This is a genomic window from Belliella buryatensis, from assembly GCF_900188245.1.
GTDB classification, from domain to species: Bacteria; Bacteroidota; Bacteroidia; order Cytophagales; family Cyclobacteriaceae; genus Belliella; species Belliella buryatensis.
This window is the reverse complement of record NZ_FZOK01000013.1, coordinates 32,706-49,115: the sequence shown is the minus strand read 5'-3', so window position 1 is coordinate 49,115 and position 16,410 is coordinate 32,706. Positions and strand designations below refer to the sequence as shown.

The 16,410-nt window shown below is 36.6% G+C and carries 18 protein-coding genes; 9 read left to right on the top strand and 9 right to left on the bottom strand.

Translation table 11 applies throughout. From position 1 onward, the window contains the following. The first annotated feature begins 2 nt into the window (after nucleotides 1-2). From CHB66_RS13480 to argJ, 3 genes are read left to right on the top strand one after another with little or no spacing between them, the layout of a single operon-like run. Nucleotides 3-1,199 carry an aspartate aminotransferase family protein gene (locus CHB66_RS13480; protein ID WP_089241822.1) on the top strand — a complete coding sequence of 399 codons (1,197 nt, stop codon included), beginning with the start codon at nucleotides 3-5 and terminating at the stop codon, nucleotides 1,197-1,199. Beyond that, entirely contained in the window at nucleotides 1,192-2,235 is a 1,044-nt protein-coding gene (gene argC / locus CHB66_RS13475) for an N-acetyl-gamma-glutamyl-phosphate reductase (protein WP_089241820.1), read from the top strand. Before CHB66_RS13480 ends, argC begins: the two co-directional genes overlap by 8 nt. A 9-nt stretch (nucleotides 2,236-2,244) precedes the next feature. After that, nucleotides 2,245-3,456, top strand: coding sequence for a bifunctional glutamate N-acetyltransferase/amino-acid acetyltransferase ArgJ (gene argJ, locus CHB66_RS13470; RefSeq protein ID WP_089241818.1), 1,212 nt, complete (start codon nucleotides 2,245-2,247; stop codon nucleotides 3,454-3,456). 144 nt (nucleotides 3,457-3,600) lie between these two features. On the opposite strand, the gene CHB66_RS13465 is transcribed toward argJ, so the two are convergent. Further along, nucleotides 3,601-4,737, bottom strand: a complete 1,137-nt coding sequence (locus CHB66_RS13465; RefSeq protein WP_089241816.1) for an ATP-binding protein — start codon at nucleotides 4,735-4,737, stop codon at nucleotides 3,601-3,603. Nucleotides 4,738-4,963: 226 nt separating this feature from the next. Between CHB66_RS13465 and CHB66_RS13460 the strand changes: the two genes are divergently transcribed. The 3 genes from CHB66_RS13460 (at nucleotide 4,964) to CHB66_RS13450 (ending at nucleotide 7,505) form a co-directional block, all read left to right on the top strand. Further along, nucleotides 4,964-5,146 (top strand): CPXCG motif-containing cysteine-rich protein, encoded by a 183-nt coding sequence (locus CHB66_RS13460; RefSeq protein WP_089241814.1) that lies wholly within the window; start codon nucleotides 4,964-4,966, stop codon nucleotides 5,144-5,146. Continuing rightward, entirely contained in the window at nucleotides 5,146-5,721 is a 576-nt protein-coding gene (locus CHB66_RS13455; RefSeq protein WP_089241812.1) for a pyridoxamine 5'-phosphate oxidase family protein, read from the top strand. Before CHB66_RS13460 ends, CHB66_RS13455 begins: the two co-directional genes overlap by 1 nt. 215 nt (nucleotides 5,722-5,936) lie before the next feature. Next, nucleotides 5,937-7,505 carry a tyrosine-type recombinase/integrase gene (locus CHB66_RS13450; RefSeq protein ID WP_170932497.1) on the top strand — a complete coding sequence of 523 codons (1,569 nt, stop codon included), beginning with the start codon at nucleotides 5,937-5,939 and terminating at the stop codon, nucleotides 7,503-7,505. Nucleotides 7,506-7,550: 45 nt separating this feature from the next. Here the strand turns inward: CHB66_RS13450 and CHB66_RS13445 are convergent, their stop codons facing one another. From CHB66_RS13445 to CHB66_RS13415, 7 genes are all read right to left on the bottom strand, one after another. Continuing rightward, complete coding sequence (locus CHB66_RS13445; RefSeq protein WP_089241808.1) at nucleotides 7,551-7,781, bottom strand: helix-turn-helix domain-containing protein; 231 nt, start codon at nucleotides 7,779-7,781, stop codon at nucleotides 7,551-7,553. Nucleotides 7,782-7,793: 12 nt separating this feature from the next. Next, nucleotides 7,794-8,003, bottom strand: a complete 210-nt coding sequence (locus CHB66_RS13440; protein ID WP_089241806.1) for a helix-turn-helix domain-containing protein — start codon at nucleotides 8,001-8,003, stop codon at nucleotides 7,794-7,796. A gap of 10 nt (nucleotides 8,004-8,013) precedes the next feature. Continuing rightward, complete coding sequence (locus CHB66_RS13435; protein ID WP_141107406.1) at nucleotides 8,014-9,486, bottom strand: DNA modification methylase; 1,473 nt, start codon at nucleotides 9,484-9,486, stop codon at nucleotides 8,014-8,016. Between the two features lie 244 nt (nucleotides 9,487-9,730). After that, nucleotides 9,731-10,189, bottom strand: a complete 459-nt coding sequence (locus CHB66_RS13430) for a hypothetical protein (RefSeq protein WP_089241802.1) — start codon at nucleotides 10,187-10,189, stop codon at nucleotides 9,731-9,733. A 128-nt stretch (nucleotides 10,190-10,317) separates the two neighbouring features. Further along, the gene (locus tag CHB66_RS13425) at nucleotides 10,318-10,557 is read right to left on the bottom strand and encodes a hypothetical protein (protein WP_141107405.1); all 240 of its coding nucleotides are present in this window, start codon (nucleotides 10,555-10,557) and stop codon (nucleotides 10,318-10,320) included. 102 nt (nucleotides 10,558-10,659) lie between these two features. After that, nucleotides 10,660-11,238, bottom strand: a complete 579-nt coding sequence (locus CHB66_RS13420) for a hypothetical protein (RefSeq protein ID WP_089241798.1) — start codon at nucleotides 11,236-11,238, stop codon at nucleotides 10,660-10,662. Between the two features lie 60 nt (nucleotides 11,239-11,298). Then, on the bottom strand, nucleotides 11,299-11,886 hold the full coding sequence (locus CHB66_RS13415) for an N-acetyltransferase (protein ID WP_089241796.1): 588 nt from the start codon (nucleotides 11,884-11,886) through the stop codon (nucleotides 11,299-11,301). 619 nt (nucleotides 11,887-12,505) lie between these two features. Between CHB66_RS13415 and CHB66_RS13405 the strand changes: the two genes are divergently transcribed. From CHB66_RS13405 to CHB66_RS13395, 3 genes are all read left to right on the top strand, one after another. Beyond that, nucleotides 12,506-13,252: a hypothetical protein gene (locus CHB66_RS13405; RefSeq protein ID WP_089241792.1), complete on the top strand. Its 747-nt coding sequence runs from the start codon at nucleotides 12,506-12,508 to the stop codon at nucleotides 13,250-13,252. 127 nt (nucleotides 13,253-13,379) lie between these two features. Beyond that, nucleotides 13,380-13,823, top strand: coding sequence for a hypothetical protein (locus CHB66_RS13400; protein ID WP_089241790.1), 444 nt, complete (start codon nucleotides 13,380-13,382; stop codon nucleotides 13,821-13,823). A gap of 65 nt (nucleotides 13,824-13,888) precedes the next feature. Continuing rightward, nucleotides 13,889-14,272: a hypothetical protein gene (locus CHB66_RS13395; protein ID WP_089241788.1), complete on the top strand. Its 384-nt coding sequence runs from the start codon at nucleotides 13,889-13,891 to the stop codon at nucleotides 14,270-14,272. A 109-nt stretch (nucleotides 14,273-14,381) separates the two neighbouring features. Here CHB66_RS13395 and CHB66_RS13390 read toward each other — a convergent pair whose 3' ends face one another. Continuing rightward, entirely contained in the window at nucleotides 14,382-16,244 is a 1,863-nt protein-coding gene (locus CHB66_RS13390) for a VCBS repeat-containing protein (RefSeq protein WP_089241786.1), read from the bottom strand. Nucleotides 16,245-16,410: the final 166 nt, after the last annotated feature.

Below are 16,410 nucleotides of genomic sequence, written 5' to 3'. Positions count from 1 at the left end.
TCATGGAAAACATAGATTTACATTTAATCGATCAACAATATTATCTCCCTACTTTTAAAAGAATTCCTATTACACTTGTGAAAGGTAAAGGAAGTCAGCTTTGGGACATAGAAGGAAATGAATATATAGATCTGCTAGCAGGAATAGCTGTCACCAATGTGGGACATTGTCATCCTAAAGTGGTAAAAGCCATCCAAGATCAAGCATCAGAACTGATGCACATCAGCAATTTCTTTGTCAGCCCCATGCAGGTCGCACTTTCAGAACTTCTAGTGAAAATATCTGGAATGAATAGGGTATTCTTCACCAACAGCGGAGCTGAATCGGTAGAAGGAGCAATTAAAATCGCCAGGAGATATGCCCACAGCAAAGGGCGCGGTGGGAAAATCATCTCAATGGAGAACTCTTTTCATGGGAGAACTCTTGCCACTATCGCTACAGGGCAACCCAAATACCAAGAAGGCTTTGGACCTATGCCATCAGGCTTTGTCCAAGTACCATTCAATGATTTGGAAGCAATCAAAAAAGAACTTTCTGAAGATGTAGCGGCCATCATACTAGAACCTATCCAAGGAGAAGGAGGGATAAGGCCTGCCCGCCCTGAATACATAAAGGGTTTGGCAGAACTCTGTAATCAAGAAGATATAGTGCTAATTTTTGATGAAATTCAGTCGGGTATTGGTAGAACAGGGCATTGGTTTGCCAAAGACCATTATGAAATCACCCCAGACATCCTGACTTCAGCCAAAGGGCTAGGAAACGGCATGCCTATAGGTGCACTCCTCTGTAATGAAAAGATAGCAGGAGCTATACAGTTTGGTGATCACGGGACAACATTCGGTGGGAATCCTTTAGCAACAGCTGCATCCATAGCTACGCTTAAAGTCATCATTGATGAAAAACTTGTCAAAGTAGCCAAAGAAAAAGGAGATTGGCTGAAAGCTGAACTGATCAAGCTCCAACAAAAACACCCTGCCATCAAAGAGGTGAGGGGCTTAGGCCTGATGCTTGGAGTGGAACTCGATAGTCCTGCACTTCCTGTCATGCAGGCCTTACTTGAGGAAGGTATTATTGCAAATGCAACTGCCGTAAATGTACTTCGTCTAGTGCCTGCCATGAATGTCCCAAAAAGTGACTTGAAGAGGTTCTTGAAAACCTTTGAACAGATTTTAATCAACAAAGAAAATAGAAATGACTAAGCAGATATATAAAGTAGCAATCATAGGTGCGTCTGGTTTCACGGGGTCTGAATTAGCAAGGCTACTTAGCCAACATCCAAATGTGGAAATCAGCCATATCACATCTGAATCTCATGCAGGAAAAGCATTTTCAGCGCTGCATCCCCAGTTTTCAGGAATTATTGATCAAAAACTTGACCGCGCTTCTATCATCGATGAAGCAGAATTGGATGTGCTCTTTTTAGCATTACCGCACGGGGTTTCCATGGATTTTGTGAAAAAATGGCATCATAAGGGCTGTAAAATCATAGACTTATCTGGTGATTTTAGACTTTCTAGCCCAGAGGTGTATCAGAATTGGTACAATAAAGAACATGTATTCACCGAGGGGTTTGAAAATGCCACCTACGGACAACCAGAACTTTTTGCCGAGCAAATCAAAAAAAGTAATCTGGTCGCCAATCCCGGATGCTATCCAACAGCATCAATATTGAGTTTAGCACCCCTATTTGCTGAAAATATGATCCAAAATCACTCTGTGGTCATAGATGCCAAATCTGGATTGACTGGAGCGGGTGTAAAAGCTAGCGAGACAACTCATTTTTCTAACGTCAATGAAAACTTCAAAGCATATGGAGTTGGAACACATCGCCACACCATAGAGATTGAGGAGCAGTTTTCTTGTTTGAGTGATGGAGAAGTCCAAGTCCAATTCACACCCCACCTTTTGCCAGTAGATAGAGGAATACTAGCAACTTCTTATGCAAAAACAAAAAAACTGACCACACAGGAAGAGCTCACTAAACTCTATGAAGGTTTTTACCAAGACAAACCATTTGTCAGAATCAAAACCTCCCCTCCTAGCATCAAAGATGTTAGAGGAAGTCATTATTGTGATATTTTCCCTTTTTGGGATAAAAGAACAGAACGAGTTATCGCGATAGCAGCAATTGACAACTTACTCAAAGGTGCCGCAAGCCAAGCTGTACATAACATGAACCTGATGCTTGGCTTAGAAGAAACAACAGGGCTCAACCAAATCCCACTCAGACCTTAAGAAAAAGTTATGATCAAGAATATTACAAACGTCAAAGGAATCAAATGCTGGGGAGCCCATACGGGTGTGAAGTCCATGCGTAGAGATTTGGCTATCATTTATTCAGAAGTTCCAGCCGCTGCAGCTGCCGTTTTTACCCAAAATAAGGTAAGGGCTGAACCCGTAGAAATTTCTGAGAAAAACATCAAAAATCTCCAAGCACAAGTTATTGTCTGCAATGCAGGTAATGCAAATGCTTGTACTGGGGAACAAGGAAGAAAAGGAGCAGAAGCAATGATGAAAGTTACTGCTGAACTTCTCAATATTCCAGAGGATGATGTTATCATTGCATCTACAGGGCTGATTGGAGAACCTTTCCCTACCGATGATGTCTTATCAGGAATTAGAGATAATATACACAAGCTCAGTGACGACCCAAAAGCGGGATCATTTGTAGCCAATGCGATTTTGACGACTGACACTTTTGCTAAAGAAGGTTTCGTGGAATTTGAGCATGATGGAAAAACAATCAACATGGGGGGAGTTGCAAAGGGCTCAGGAATGATTCATCCCAATATGGCTACCATGCTGAATTTCATTGTAACTGACTTAAATATTGATAAGAAATTACTAGACAAGGCACTTCGCTACTGCGTAGACAGAACATTCAATATGATCACCGTCGATGGGGACACTTCTACCAATGACATGGTCGCTATCATGGCCAATGGTATGGCCGAAAACAAGATCATTGAGGATGAAACAGATCCAGGTTACATTATTTTCAGAGAAAAACTGATGGAGCTAATGACACACCTAGCCAAATTGATCGTATCTGATGGAGAAGGAGCTTCCAAATTCATTGAATATAAAGTAACTAAAGCTAGAACAGAAGAAATTGCAAGAAAGCTTGTGAGAGCTATTTCAGACTCAACCTTAGTCAAAACGGCCATGTTTGGTAGGGATCCAAACTGGGGTAGAATCATTGCTGCTTGTGGTAATTCTGGAGTGAATTTCAATTATAAGAAGGTAAATCTATTTATTGGAGATTCTGAACACCTGGTGCAGGTCTTGGAAAAAGGACAACCTTTGAAAATTGATAAAAATTATATTAAAAAACTACTTAGAGAATCTCAGATCAGAATCATCTTGGAAGTGAATACTGGAAAAGAGACAGGCATAGGCTGGGGCTCAGATTTGACGACTGACTATGTATTATTCAACTCTGTATATACAACTTAATAATTTGTCAGCCGACATCAGTCAAAAGCCTTAGCAATTAAAATAGAGCTTTCGATTAGTAAATCGAAAGCTAAGCACTTAGAACATACAGGGGCTTTAATAAAACAACAAAGGGAAAATCAAAAGATTTTCCCTTTGTTGTTTTTAAACTATCCAATCCAGATAATTATCCTGATGAATTACTACAAATTGTGCTTCAGGATAGGCCTTTGCCCAAGCAGCTGGCGGCTTGATTTTTTTGTGTAGCTTATACTTAAATTCATAACCTAGAAGCTTACCAGCATCTTCTTCCACCCAATCCAATTCCTGTTGATCATAGGTTCTCCAGAAGTAATTTTTACAATTCAACTGATGATAACTTTGATATTTGAGCCTTTCAGATGCTAGGTAATTTTCCCATAATTCTCCCACATCAGTCCTCATATCCAACCTATTGAAATTTTGGATAATTGCATTGCGTATGCCATTGTCATAGAAGTACCAGCGGCTACTTTTGGATACTTCCTTTCGAAGATTTTTGCTGTAACCTCCAATTTTATAAATGACGAATACCTTAGAAAGCAACTCCAAATACTTTTCAACCGTGTTTTTTGACATGGCTAGCTGTCTACCAAGCTCCTCCAGCGACACTTCTTTCCCAACCTGAAATGCGAGTAGCTTCAAGAGAGAAAATAGCTTATCCGAGTTTCTCAAACCATCATAAATCAAGATATCTTTCAATAAATAGTCATTCATCACTTCATTGAGATACGATGCTTTGTCTCTCCAGTCAGTGTACTGAACCAATTCTGGATATCCTCCAAAAATCAACCTTTCTTCTCTGCTGGCCACAGTCATTCGGAAATCCTCCACTTCTTTGAACTCCATCTGGGCTAAAGGATAAAGATGAAGCGTACTCTTTCTTCCCACTAATGGCTCTCCAACTTGATGATAAAGATCAAAAGCTGATGAACCAGAAGCAACGACTTTGATCCCTTCAATACTATCGACTATAAGCTTTAGAATCATACCAATATCAGGAATATGCTGAGCCTCATCTATGATCAAATATTCCTTTCCATCAAGCAGTCGCTTATAATTGGCAACAGATCGCTCTTTCAGCAAAGATGCATCCAAGACATCATCTCCATTGAGAACCAAATATTTTTCCTTTGGAATACCTTCCATAAAGCTTTTGATGAAAATGGTTTTCCCAACCCTTCTGGGGCCAATTAATAAGACAACCTTATTTGGCAGTAATCGCTTTAAAAAAAGGGACGCTATCGCTCTTATGTATTTCATATTTGAATACTTATTCCTACAAAAATAAAATTAAAAACTCGAGAAAAAGAATAAATTGACAGAATTTACATTAATTCCGTCAATCAACTGACGGAATTTACATTAATTCCGTCAACTAACTGACGGAATTTACATAAAACTGAATCATTTTGTGGAAGTAAACATGGCTTAGATAGCATTAATACATGATCTCCAAACCTTTAGACCCAACACAAGTTAAGATTTCATGGTAGAACACTTTTTCTTCTGTCCTTACTGCAATGCAGAAATATCAATGCTTTTGGACACTTCCATTAGTAAGCAGCAATATATAGAAGACTGCGAAGTCTGTTGCAATCCAATCGAACTTCGCTTTGAGTTTGAAGAAGGGGATTTGATTTATTTTGAAGCTATTTCAATAGAACAATAATGCTATTTGACATTTATACAAAACAAGAAGATGTGCTATTGAGTGTCAAGCACGAAATCAAAAGAGGAGCTTTAGATGCTAAGCATGCTTTTAGATTTGTTGTATTAGGCACTAGCATTCAAAATGATATTAATCAAAGATATGTGGTCCTTCGCAAAGTAGATCAAAACTTAAATTTATTCATCTACACAGATCTTAGAAGCGAAAAAGTCAAGCAAATCAAGCACAATCCTCAAGTCTCACTCCTATGCTATCACCCACAGAAACGCGTACAAGTAAGAATCAAAGGTGAGGCCGAACTCCACTACCAAAACGAATTGTCAAAGGAGCTTTGGAAGATTGTACAAGGAGATGCAAAGAAAGCTTACAACTCAAAACTTGCGCCAGGAACCATCATCCAAGCACCAGAGGAAGCCCAAAGTTGGCCAGAAGATCTGACCAATCCTGAGAACTTCTGCGTCATCAAAATCAAACCAAATAACATAGAGGCACTTCAGCTCAATGGATTACATCATATTCGTATTCAGTTTTCTAAAATTGAGGATCAATGGCAAGGCCAATGGCTCGTACCATAAAAATAAAAGCTTGCAGCGATTGCAAGCTTTTGAGTGGAGAATACCGTTCTATGTATTTGTTTTTTATTTAGCATAACTACCTGTTAATTAGAGTTTTAAAAATAAATAAAATATATTTTTTCTCTTTTTTGGTAATAATGTTATTACAAATGTTATTACAAATGTTATTATATTATTTGTTTTATATCATTATCTTTATCATTCAATATTTCAAAATGAGCAAAAGTATAACAATAAAAGTTGTTTTATATTCAAGGAAGGATAAAAGAAATCTTCATCCCGTAAAAATAAGGATAACAAAAAATAGGGTAAGTTCATTTATCAATCTTGATTTTTCTATTGAAAAGAAATATTGGTTGAAATCAACTAATAGAGTATCTCAATCCCACCCTAACCATACGGAGTATAATTACATTATTGAAAAAAAACTCAAAGATTTAGACCTCCATAATGAGTCAAATGTTAAAGTCATTACAGGTAAATTAAATGTGTTTGATGATTTGGAGGTTAAAATTGAAACAAATTACCAAAATCAATATTACTCCAAAAAGAAACATAGAACCTTATACTATCACTTAAAAAAATATTGGGGTAATTTAGAATTATATTATTATGATATTGATAAAGAGTTTTATATAGGATTTAGAAATTATCTTCAACTTAATATAAAATCACGAGACCCTCTTACCAATCTCCCATCTAATAATACAATTGTTGGTTATTTGAAGTTTTTAACCTCCTTTTTGAATGAAAAAAAACAAGAAGGGGTATTTTTAGGTAGTTTAGATTTCGTTAAAAAGGTGTCTCCCAAAAAAATCCCTACAAAAGTAGAACCTTTAACTACTGATGACATTTATGTTTTAGATAATTTACTTCCTTCACATAACTTCCTTCGTCCGTTATTATTTAATTCGTTAAACACATTTATGTTTAATTTTTGGAGTAATGGTTTGAGGATTGGAGATTGCTTAAGATTAAGGTGGGGTAATATTCAAGGTGATGTTATAGTAGTACGAATGGGTAAAACAAAAAGAATTCTTACAATCCCATTAACTGATAAAAACATTTGGAGATTATTTTGGTATATGGATAATTTCCCAAAACCCTACGATTGGGATAAACGAGAATGGTATAGTTGGGATGGAGATAATCAAATACCAAATAGTGTTAAAAACGATGAGTTTGTTGAAATAAATTTTTCCAATTATTTGGAATATGTCCTTGAATTAGAAAATCATAAGGATGAATATATGGGTGATGTAGATTATTTTTTGAAAGATGAGAACATACATATTAGAGGGGGGAGATATAGTGTTGAATACCATAAGTTTGTTAATTCCAAAATAAAGGACGATTTCCCATTTGATTTAATGTATGAAAAAAGGGAGGTTTTTAATAAGTCTCTCCTCAATTCAATTATTGAATACTCTAAAGAGGAGAGGAACAAAAACAGATACATATTTCCTTTCCTTCGTGGTTATGAGAATGTAAGTGATATTACAAAATTAAGTGATAAAGTGAGTTCAAGTGTTTCACTAATAAACAAATCATTAAAAGTTATTGGTAAAGAAGTGAATATAAATAAAAAACTCACCAACCATTTATCAAGACATTCCATCACCTCTATATCTAAAAGTTTAGGAACAGACATCTACGACCTTAAAGATATGTTAGGTCATACTAACATTAAACAGACGGAGGTTTATATCAATTCAATAAACACCATTCAAACCTCTAAAGTAAATACACAAAAAGTATCCGACACCTTAAATGATTTACTTTAATAAAACTACAGGACCATCTTGGTCCTGTAGTTGGTATACCTTACCTTAGTATAAGGAAGGAACTCTAAGTATTTCCAAGTCAGAGGGTACTATTCGTGTACCCTTCCCTGCATCACCATTTTCAACAAATTGAATCAACTCTTCCTTCTTGAATCGGAGACCTCTCCCAATCTTATAATGGGGAATGGTGCTGTTCATCGTCATTTTGTAAATGGAGCTAGTTGAGGTTCTCAAGAACTCACTTGCCTCCTGGACTTTCATATAGGTATTTTCCATCGTATTGTTGTTTTAAGCCGCTTTGTTCAAATCCTGATTGTTAAATAATTCGTCCTCTTCTTTTTGAGAAAGAAGTTGAGTCAACTGGTCTTTTCTGTAGAGTAGTTTACCCCCAAACTTGTAAGAAGGTATTTCAGATGAACTACTCATTCTGTAAAGTTCCATGATGGGAAGTCCCAAATAGGTACTCGCTTCCTTAGCATTCATATATCGATTTTCCATAGTGATGTGATTATGCCGCTTGATTAATAGTTTGACTTTCAGTTTGTAGTTTGGTGTGACCCTCCTCAAATAAATTGAGGCGAACCTTAGATTGCTCTATGTATCTTGGATTATTGTCGACGCCAATGTAATAGCGATCCTGAGAAATTGCAGCAAGTCCAGTAGTACCTAATCCATTGAATGGATCTAATACGGTATCTCCAACTTGGGTGGTAGACAAAATTCCAATATTGGGAATTTCGAATGGCATCGTGGCAGAATGGTCCATATCATACCCCATTTTTTTCATGAGATTGGCCAACTTTACATTATTTGCCACATTCGTATTTGCTACCTGATTTCTATAATCAAAGAAATTCTTCAATTGACGGCTTTTTCCAAAGTCACCGTAGGTAACTTGTCCTTCAAATTCAACATCTGACATCCAATCCGTATAGTATTTGTAGTCAAGAGTTTTTACAAAGTGGTAGATCACTTCATAACATGGTTGTGGACGTTTACCTTTGATATACAAAGGGTTTTCTTTTACCCAAACAATCTCACTCACCAACATCAATCCCTTATCCATGAGGGCTTGCTTCAACTTCCCCGGAACATTCAATAGAACACCATCCTTATAGGAATCCATGATATTGATGAACATGGAAGCGCTATTTTTCATCACTCTTGCGCACTCTATAAGAACTTTTACTAAATTTTCGATGAATTCTTCCACCGTCTTTTCATTACCCAATTGGATTTCTCCAGTTTCGTAATCTCTTAGACAATAATAAGGAGGTGAGGTAAATACCAAGTCAACAAGACCATCCTCCAAAAAGAATAGCTTCATCGCATTCGCTTGGAAAATCTTATAGAGGTTTTCTGTAACCAACTCTTTGACAATTGTAGTGTCTTTTGTCAACTTCGATTGGGTGAGACGCTTTCTTACTTCCTTTTGAATGGAGAGAACACTTTTTCTCTGATTATCCATTTTGTAGAGTTCCTTCCATACTTGTGCTTCATCACCCTTGTAAAGGTCAGACAACATCTTTTTGGAATCCTTAAGACGGTTAAACGTGCCGGTAGACCTCAATTTGATTAACTCATCTCTCTCTTTATTTCCTTGAATTACCAAAGGGTTTTTTTGGTTTCTCCCCTGCTTGAGGTCATACTTCTTTCTAATGATTTCAATCTCACGGAAAATCTGAACTGAAGATTTAACGCGTTGTTGTTGGTGGCTAATTACCACGTACTCATCAACCTGATCTTGAGAAATGAGAGAGAATATTACATCGATTTCCTGTAGTCCCAATTGTTTGGCCGCATAAAATCTACGTACTCCGGAAATGATGTAATAGTCTTTGGTAACCACAAGTGGCTCAAGAACGCCCTCTAGTTGAATACTAGTCTTTAGGGATAAAAAATTCTCGTCCTGGTTGAGATCTCCATACAAGGAGAAGGAAATTGGATTTGGTCTTAAAAGACCGATACTTACTTTTTTCATTTGGTAAACTTTTTTTAAGGGTTTACCAGAGTTATTCGTCCCCTGGTTTAACGGGGCGAAGGGTTTAGAGTCAGCTGCCTTGACTGCCACAAATGAAGCCTTGTGGGAGCAGGAGTTTGAACGACAAAAAATCCGTCATTCTCTCTCAACTATGGAGCGTATCTCCATATCGAATGCAAACATAAAAAAGAATTTAATATACTGCAACTTTTAGAGCGTATATTTTTTCAATTTTTTTTCTTAATCAATCGATGTAAAATTTTCGCAATTTTTTCAGCACTGCGGCTCTACCAATTTCAATTGCAAAAGGATCATCAATACCCTTATAAAATTTGTGGGAAGGTCCGATATACCCATTTAGCCAAACTTTCTTTCCATTCAAATCTTTGATTGACGCCCTGGCCTGATAAAAAATACTCCCATTCTTATTCTTAAACTCATTGATGTGGATTGGATGCCTTAGAAGATTTACGTATTGGATGAGCCTCTCTGCTTTTTGTACTGCTTCCATTGGAACTGCATTTACAATACCTTCCTCTCTGTATCTTTTTTTATTTGGATAAAGAAGTTGAAATATTTCATCAGCGATTTTTTCCATTTCCTTGTACTCTTCAGAATCAGTGAAACCCTCTAGTCCATTAATGTCATACAGTGGAAGACCCATAGTAATGCAATTCATTAAAATATCTGAGATTTTTTCCATGAACCAAAATTAGACTTTTTATTCATTTATCTAATTTTCTAATCCAAAATATCCCTAAGCCTTTCAAGGACAATTAAAAAGACCGAGGAGTAAATTTCTCCCCGGCCAATCTTCCATTTTTGATTATGCTATTGTAAATTTCTTCTTAATAGACTTACCCATTTAGAATAATACTGATCGACATGGCTCTCCATTTCTTCCATCTCTTCTTCGGTATAATCACCAGTTTCTAAGTAGGACTCGCTTGCAAGAGATCCATCTTCAATTATGTTATACATATCTTCTGTATCTCGATATTTAGCAGCCTTTCTTAGAATACTTACACAATCAATAAATTGGAAGAAATCTTCCTCTGATATTTGTTTCATATTTTTTCGATTTTGCCACATTAAAGTGGTTGTTTTAATTTTTCCTTCTCCAAGTACGATACCATTTCAGCCTTTTAACTGGCCAAAATAAAGTTTAACGACTCACCAAATATTAAACCCACCACACTCTCTTAGAAAGATAATCCACTCCTTGAAACTTTCTAGTGTACAACTATATGGTGATTCAACCCTTCCTCCATTCGGTGTCACGACTGGAGCCCAGAGGATTGTACCATACCCATAAAGCTCATTCAACTCAGCCTCTTCCTCTGAAGTAATTTTACGATTATTGGTTACATTCCATCTTCCCATCGCTACCTGAATTTCATTTGAATCATCCTCCATGAACTCCTTTGGATAATTATCATTCAACATCAATTCCAATGCATCTGCTAAAAGGTCACATTCTGTTTGTGTACTAAGTCCTTTACCATCGTTATAATCCCAATAACTCCTATCAATTTTGAGATTGTAATCCCGGTTTACTACATCACATAAAATTTGAATTGCCCTCCAACCATCACAATCCATTTGAAAGTACGCACCAAGATTTTCTGCTTCCCACTTCTCTAATTTATCATAATACTCATCTTTCTCATCTTCAGTTGAAGATCGATAATCAATTTTCTTAGGTCTTTTCATTACAATCTCTGGCTTTCTGCCATATATATCTACTCCCATAATATTTAGTTTTATCTGTTTTTTTATTGATTTCAAATTGAAGGATACTTCCATTTTTGATTATGCGGCCATTAGACCCATTCCCCCCATTGGATTAAGTATTCTTTCAAAATCTAGGTTTTCAATGATTTGGTTATTCTCCGCATAGACTTCAAATTTCTCCCAATTCAGGACCATTGCCGTTTTTTGTTTGTTCCATTCAAATCCTCTCTTTGAGTAGAAATTCTCTAATGTCTTCTGAGACTTCGCCAAAGATATTTTGTCATTCGGGTCCTTTTTTAGAGGATACAACGACACATAGTTTACCTTAGCCATACGGAAATTGAGCAATAGAAAATCTAACATCAATTTACCATAGCCTTGAGACAAATAATCTGGGTAAACCATTAGAGTGGTGATTTCTAATCCTGTTTTCTCAGACGTTAAAACTGCCCTTACTACGCTATTATCAAAGATTAGACCTGGAGTAAGTTTCAGTTTTTCGAAACTTTCATTAGAAATCTTAGATAAAAAAAATGGCTCAATCTGAAAATCAAAAGCACTGAGTTTCTCTTCCATGCTGGAAAAACAGGGATTAATATCCACAAAACACCTCTTACCCTTTTGTTTTACTTGTCTTTTTAATTGCCTTCTTTGTTGTCTGTTCATTTTTTGTTTTTGTTTAATTGGTTATAAATTGATTTTGTAATTCCTTCCCCTTGGACATGGGAATTCCCCGATGACCTTAGTAATCTTTTTTTGTTGGAAAATTTTTGGGGGTAGCCTCGGAATTGACCTATGAAAAAGTTGAAGTTGGAACGGGAATAATCATTTTTCCCTACCCATCAAACTTGGAGGAGTTGCTCCTCAAATTCGGTGTCAATTCGGCTAGTTTCTGCTTTCCTAAGCCTCAAAAGGCATTTATTACCCTTTGATAAATCAAATCTAAAGCTAAATTCTTGGTGTGCCTAGGCCTTAAAAAAGTAATTTTCAACAACTTTTCCACGTCCCATTTTTGGCCTAAATGAAGAGGATTTGCCTAAAAAATGTATCCAAACTAAGGGTACTGACCCCTACCTCCCCCTACCTCCCATATTCTCTTTATGGGGTATCCCCCGACCTTCCGGGGGGGGTGTATTTGAGTTTTGGGGGAATAGTCCAGTCTATAAAACATGACCCCCCCAAAAAAAAAGTGGTGGGTAATCTGAAAAAAAAATTTTGGCTAAAATTTCATCAAAAACAGGCCTTCTCTATTCCTCTGTACTATTTATAGAGAAACCAACTTACTATGGATGAGCTCAAATATGTAATAGAACAATTCATCGATGATTTCGAAGAAACTTACCATTTCCCACTTAAAGAAAGTGCCCTGCTTACAGCTGACCTACAAAACCTCTACTTTGCTCAAAAACTAGCCATTTCCACCAAATTACCCCTGCCCTTTATTAAGGTCAATGTTTCGGTCGATTTAATCCCTGAACAAGCCCACCTATTCTGCCTAAATGGAATTAAGTCAATCCTCACAGAATTACTCCGAGACATTACCCAACCCGAACTTCTTGACGAAACTTCCATTTACCTGAAAGTGCTCTTTGAGAAAACCAAGAAAAAAACACTCCTCTTAAAAATGAATCTCCACATCTACCTGATTGGACCTGACATATTGGAAATAGAAAAATGGTTGCAGTCGAATCTACATGGAAGAGTCAAGCACATTACGGGAACCAAAGGGAAAATTGAGAACGGGACTTATTTAAGGTGGGTGGATCTATTTCAAGAATTCAGAGTCCCTCTCGGTAGTTTTTCTCCCATCTCCTACTTTGAAGAAAAGAAAGTTGAGGTAGACTTTTCCATAAAAGAGTTTGAACAGGTGGCACTTCTCCTGTACAATCCCATTCTATTGGGGCAAGTATTCACTCCTAATCATGGATTATATGATAAAACCTATCGATTCAATCCAGTACTCCAAAAAGCAGAACTTCAAAATGAAATCTTCCTTTGGTTTTATGGATTACCTATTGAAGATATAGAATAGATAAAACAGTTTCTTAAATCTCCCTTTACCTCCCTTTTTTGCTAGGCTTTGAAAAAGTAAAAACTATTCAATTGAGGATTTTTTCCAAAGAAGGAGGCAAGGGGATTACCCCCTAAATCAAACGCAAATGAAATATCATAAATTACCACTCCCACATACGCAGCGGATTGAAAATTACTTGGTTAACAATAGTCAATCCGATGCCATCTATTTGAAAATCCCCAACTCACGAATTCAGAAACTATTTGGAGGCAATCCTTCTCACTTTTTTAGAATGCTCAAGAATGGTCTTCATTCGTTGGGAGGGGTGAGTAACAGAACCTTTTTCAAGGGTTTCACAGGCATCTATTTCTACATGTCTAATTTGGATACTATGGAGATGATTATCCTTTATGAGGGAACCTATCCCTACCAAGAGACCAAGCACCGAATCAAAAAACTATTAGGGATAGATGTGGAACTGGAATTTGGTAAAGCCGAGACCTTCAAATCCAAAATTGAAGAAATCGTACAACTCAAGACCCATTCCCAATTCTTTGGGGATGCCTTCTTTGAAAAAGCAACGAGTTAGTCTGACCGATTACTTCATGCTTATTGAACTTCCCGCTATACCTTAGCCAAACAACGATCAATCTGATGGATGAGGCAACCTTAATTCGACTATTCAAATCCTTTGAGAAGAAGATGCTCCATTTCCATCCCATCTTCTCTACTGTGGACTTACTTATCCATTACCATATTGGGTGGACATGTATAGATTTGAGAAAAATCCCTGCTAAAGTCATCATCCATATCTTCACCCAGAACTCTTCAAATCCTGCTGGTATAGATTTGTACTACGAACTACACGATCACCTTACCAGTTACCTCTATTTCTATTCTATTGATAATGTAGAGTTTGTTTACTCCACCAATCCAGTTCCTACTGATGGAATTTCCCCTGTGGAGCAGCGAATTTTCCGAGTGATTGAAAAACCGTTGTTTCCTGAACTTCGACTGCACGAGGATTTGAATTTTTAAATTAGCCAGAAATGGAGGTAAAAAAATAATAGTAGAATCAACAATTTTATAGAAATAAAAAAGGAAGCCATAATGACCTCCAATTATTATTTTTCAAAAATCTTACAGTTTAATCTAGTTTAAGTTTAATATCTAAAAGATTGTAGTTTGATGAATAATTTGGCCAGAACCCCAAGGCTTCTGTTCCTACAAAATGTAGGTAATTACCAACTTTATATGGTAGTAAATAATGTACATAAACGTTAGGTACCACTAATTCAGATTTATTATATGCTTCAAATGTTCCATCACCATTATTCAACCAAATAAGGTGGTTTAATTTTACCCCTTCACAAGTATCTGGACCACAAGGAGCATTATTTCTGAAAAGTGAACCAAAATGAAATGGAATCAAGATAATATCATTCAGGCCATCATTGTTTGCATCAAGTATTTGAAACTCCCTGAACTGCATTTCATTTGATGTCCAAGTTGGAGATGAAAAAGAGAACTGAAAAGTTCCATCCGGCTTACCTAACCAAATTTCAAAACCATGAGCTTCTAAATCTTCTCTGGCTACCGAAATATCTTTTATCCCATCATTATTTGCATCAAATACCTTAATTGAAGTTGCACCAAGCCCAACTGAATATGCATTTGGGTAATTGTCTTTAAATTTCAATTCATATTTTTGAGTTGAGGAATCAAATGAATAAACTGATATTTCATGATCATCAGAATCAGGAGGAGATGTTCCACCCCCATAATCCGCAATAATAATTTCATCTCTTTCATCACCAAAAAGATCAGCAAATTCAATAGTAAATGGAGGTGCATTGAACCTGTTAATATTTATTAATTCATCTCTTTTTCTAAAAACTCCTTCCGATTCTTGAACAAAAACATTAAGGCGCATATTGTTTATACCGGGAGTACCTGCAAAATCCATTAATCCATCTTTATTAATGTCACCCATCGTAATACCATGAAAATATCCCATTTCATCTGGTTTATTTACGGTCTTCCAATCTATATTTCCATCAGAAAGAATTTTCCCATATAAAATATTTCCTTTCCATTCTTGCGAATTGGAGCCTAGTTCATTCCCGTCTCCGATGACTACTTTATCCCCAATAATTTTGAAGTTCCTTGCTCCCCAAAACAGCGCCTTATCATCCTCTTTGAAATGTTCCCACTGCCCATTAACTTTTTTTAATATTTGAGAACTAACAGGCGGAACAGTTTCTGTTGAAAGAGGGCCCGCTATTTGATTTAATGAAGGAGTTCCTGGATGGAATGAAAAAATATTACCATCATTATCATTATAAATAAATGCACTACTAACGGTTCTCATAGTTTGTTGAACTTCTCCAGTGGAAAATTTTGAAGAGGTTATGACTATAGCTTGTTCTGTGTACGATATTACTGCCTCTTTAAACTTCACCGTCACGTTCTTCTCCTTGTCCACCATGATATTTTTTGGAGATTCATTACCAACCAAGTCTCCTCCCCAACTTTCAAATTCCCATCCTTCTTTTGGTTTAGGTGTAAGTTCCACAGTGGTTCCATGAGGGTATTCTCTACCCGACGGATTAGTGATGATTTTTTCTTCAACAGTTCCCTCCCCTTCAATCACTATATTTAATGGATAGTCTCGTTTTACAAATACACCAGTAATAGACTTATTCGAAGTCATCGTGATCTGAAGCGGGGTAGTACTACCCGCACCATCCCCTTCCCATTGATTAAATACCCAATTCTCATTTGGCTCAGGAGTAAGTGTTACTTGTACACCTTCTTGATAATTTGCAGCCTGCGGAGAAACCATAATTTTTCCACCTTCAATTGGAGAAACAGCAGTAATCAAGGTGTAGGTAGGGATAGGCTCCTCAACCTCACAAGCAAAAACTGTAACTAAAGCCACTAGAACAGTGAAAATGCTTTCTTTAAAAAACTTTCTTTTGGGTGACTTATGGGTTAGTGATTCCATCATAAAATGCGTTTTTTCCTGTAATTGAGAACTTTATAAATGTAAGAGAAACGATTAACACTTTCAAGCACGCACCAATCCATGCTTAGACCAAATATCACTCTTACTAAATCAATTGACCCTAATAATCTAACCATTTTCTTCTAATAGTTTAATATTAAGTATTTGT

What these genes read in the sequence shown, in the direction of transcription:
- CHB66_RS13480 (WP_089241822.1), top strand. Translation starts at nt 3, where the DNA reads ATGGAAAACATAGATTTACATTTAATCGATCAACAATATTATCTCCCT.
- argC (WP_089241820.1), top strand. Translation starts at nt 1,192, where the DNA reads ATGACTAAGCAGATATATAAAGTAGCAATCATAGGTGCGTCTGGTTTC.
- argJ (WP_089241818.1), top strand. Translation starts at nt 2,245, where the DNA reads ATGATCAAGAATATTACAAACGTCAAAGGAATCAAATGCTGGGGAGCC.
- CHB66_RS13465 (WP_089241816.1), bottom strand. Translation starts at nt 4,737, where the DNA reads ATGAAATACATAAGAGCGATAGCGTCCCTTTTTTTAAAGCGATTACTG.
- CHB66_RS13460 (WP_089241814.1), top strand. Translation starts at nt 4,964, where the DNA reads ATGGTAGAACACTTTTTCTTCTGTCCTTACTGCAATGCAGAAATATCA.
- CHB66_RS13455 (WP_089241812.1), top strand. Translation starts at nt 5,146, where the DNA reads ATGCTATTTGACATTTATACAAAACAAGAAGATGTGCTATTGAGTGTC.
- CHB66_RS13450 (WP_170932497.1), top strand. Translation starts at nt 5,937, where the DNA reads ATGAGCAAAAGTATAACAATAAAAGTTGTTTTATATTCAAGGAAGGAT.
- CHB66_RS13445 (WP_089241808.1), bottom strand. Translation starts at nt 7,781, where the DNA reads ATGGAAAATACCTATATGAAAGTCCAGGAGGCAAGTGAGTTCTTGAGA.
- CHB66_RS13440 (WP_089241806.1), bottom strand. Translation starts at nt 8,003, where the DNA reads ATGGAAAATCGATATATGAATGCTAAGGAAGCGAGTACCTATTTGGGA.
- CHB66_RS13435 (WP_141107406.1), bottom strand. Translation starts at nt 9,486, where the DNA reads ATGAAAAAAGTAAGTATCGGTCTTTTAAGACCAAATCCAATTTCCTTC.
- CHB66_RS13430 (WP_089241802.1), bottom strand. Translation starts at nt 10,189, where the DNA reads ATGGAAAAAATCTCAGATATTTTAATGAATTGCATTACTATGGGTCTT.
- CHB66_RS13425 (WP_141107405.1), bottom strand. Translation starts at nt 10,557, where the DNA reads ATGAAACAAATATCAGAGGAAGATTTCTTCCAATTTATTGATTGTGTA.
- CHB66_RS13420 (WP_089241798.1), bottom strand. Translation starts at nt 11,238, where the DNA reads ATGGGAGTAGATATATATGGCAGAAAGCCAGAGATTGTAATGAAAAGA.
- CHB66_RS13415 (WP_089241796.1), bottom strand. Translation starts at nt 11,886, where the DNA reads ATGAACAGACAACAAAGAAGGCAATTAAAAAGACAAGTAAAACAAAAG.
- CHB66_RS13405 (WP_089241792.1), top strand. Translation starts at nt 12,506, where the DNA reads ATGGATGAGCTCAAATATGTAATAGAACAATTCATCGATGATTTCGAA.
- CHB66_RS13400 (WP_089241790.1), top strand. Translation starts at nt 13,380, where the DNA reads ATGAAATATCATAAATTACCACTCCCACATACGCAGCGGATTGAAAAT.
- CHB66_RS13395 (WP_089241788.1), top strand. Translation starts at nt 13,889, where the DNA reads ATGGATGAGGCAACCTTAATTCGACTATTCAAATCCTTTGAGAAGAAG.
- CHB66_RS13390 (WP_089241786.1), bottom strand. Translation starts at nt 16,244, where the DNA reads ATGATGGAATCACTAACCCATAAGTCACCCAAAAGAAAGTTTTTTAAA.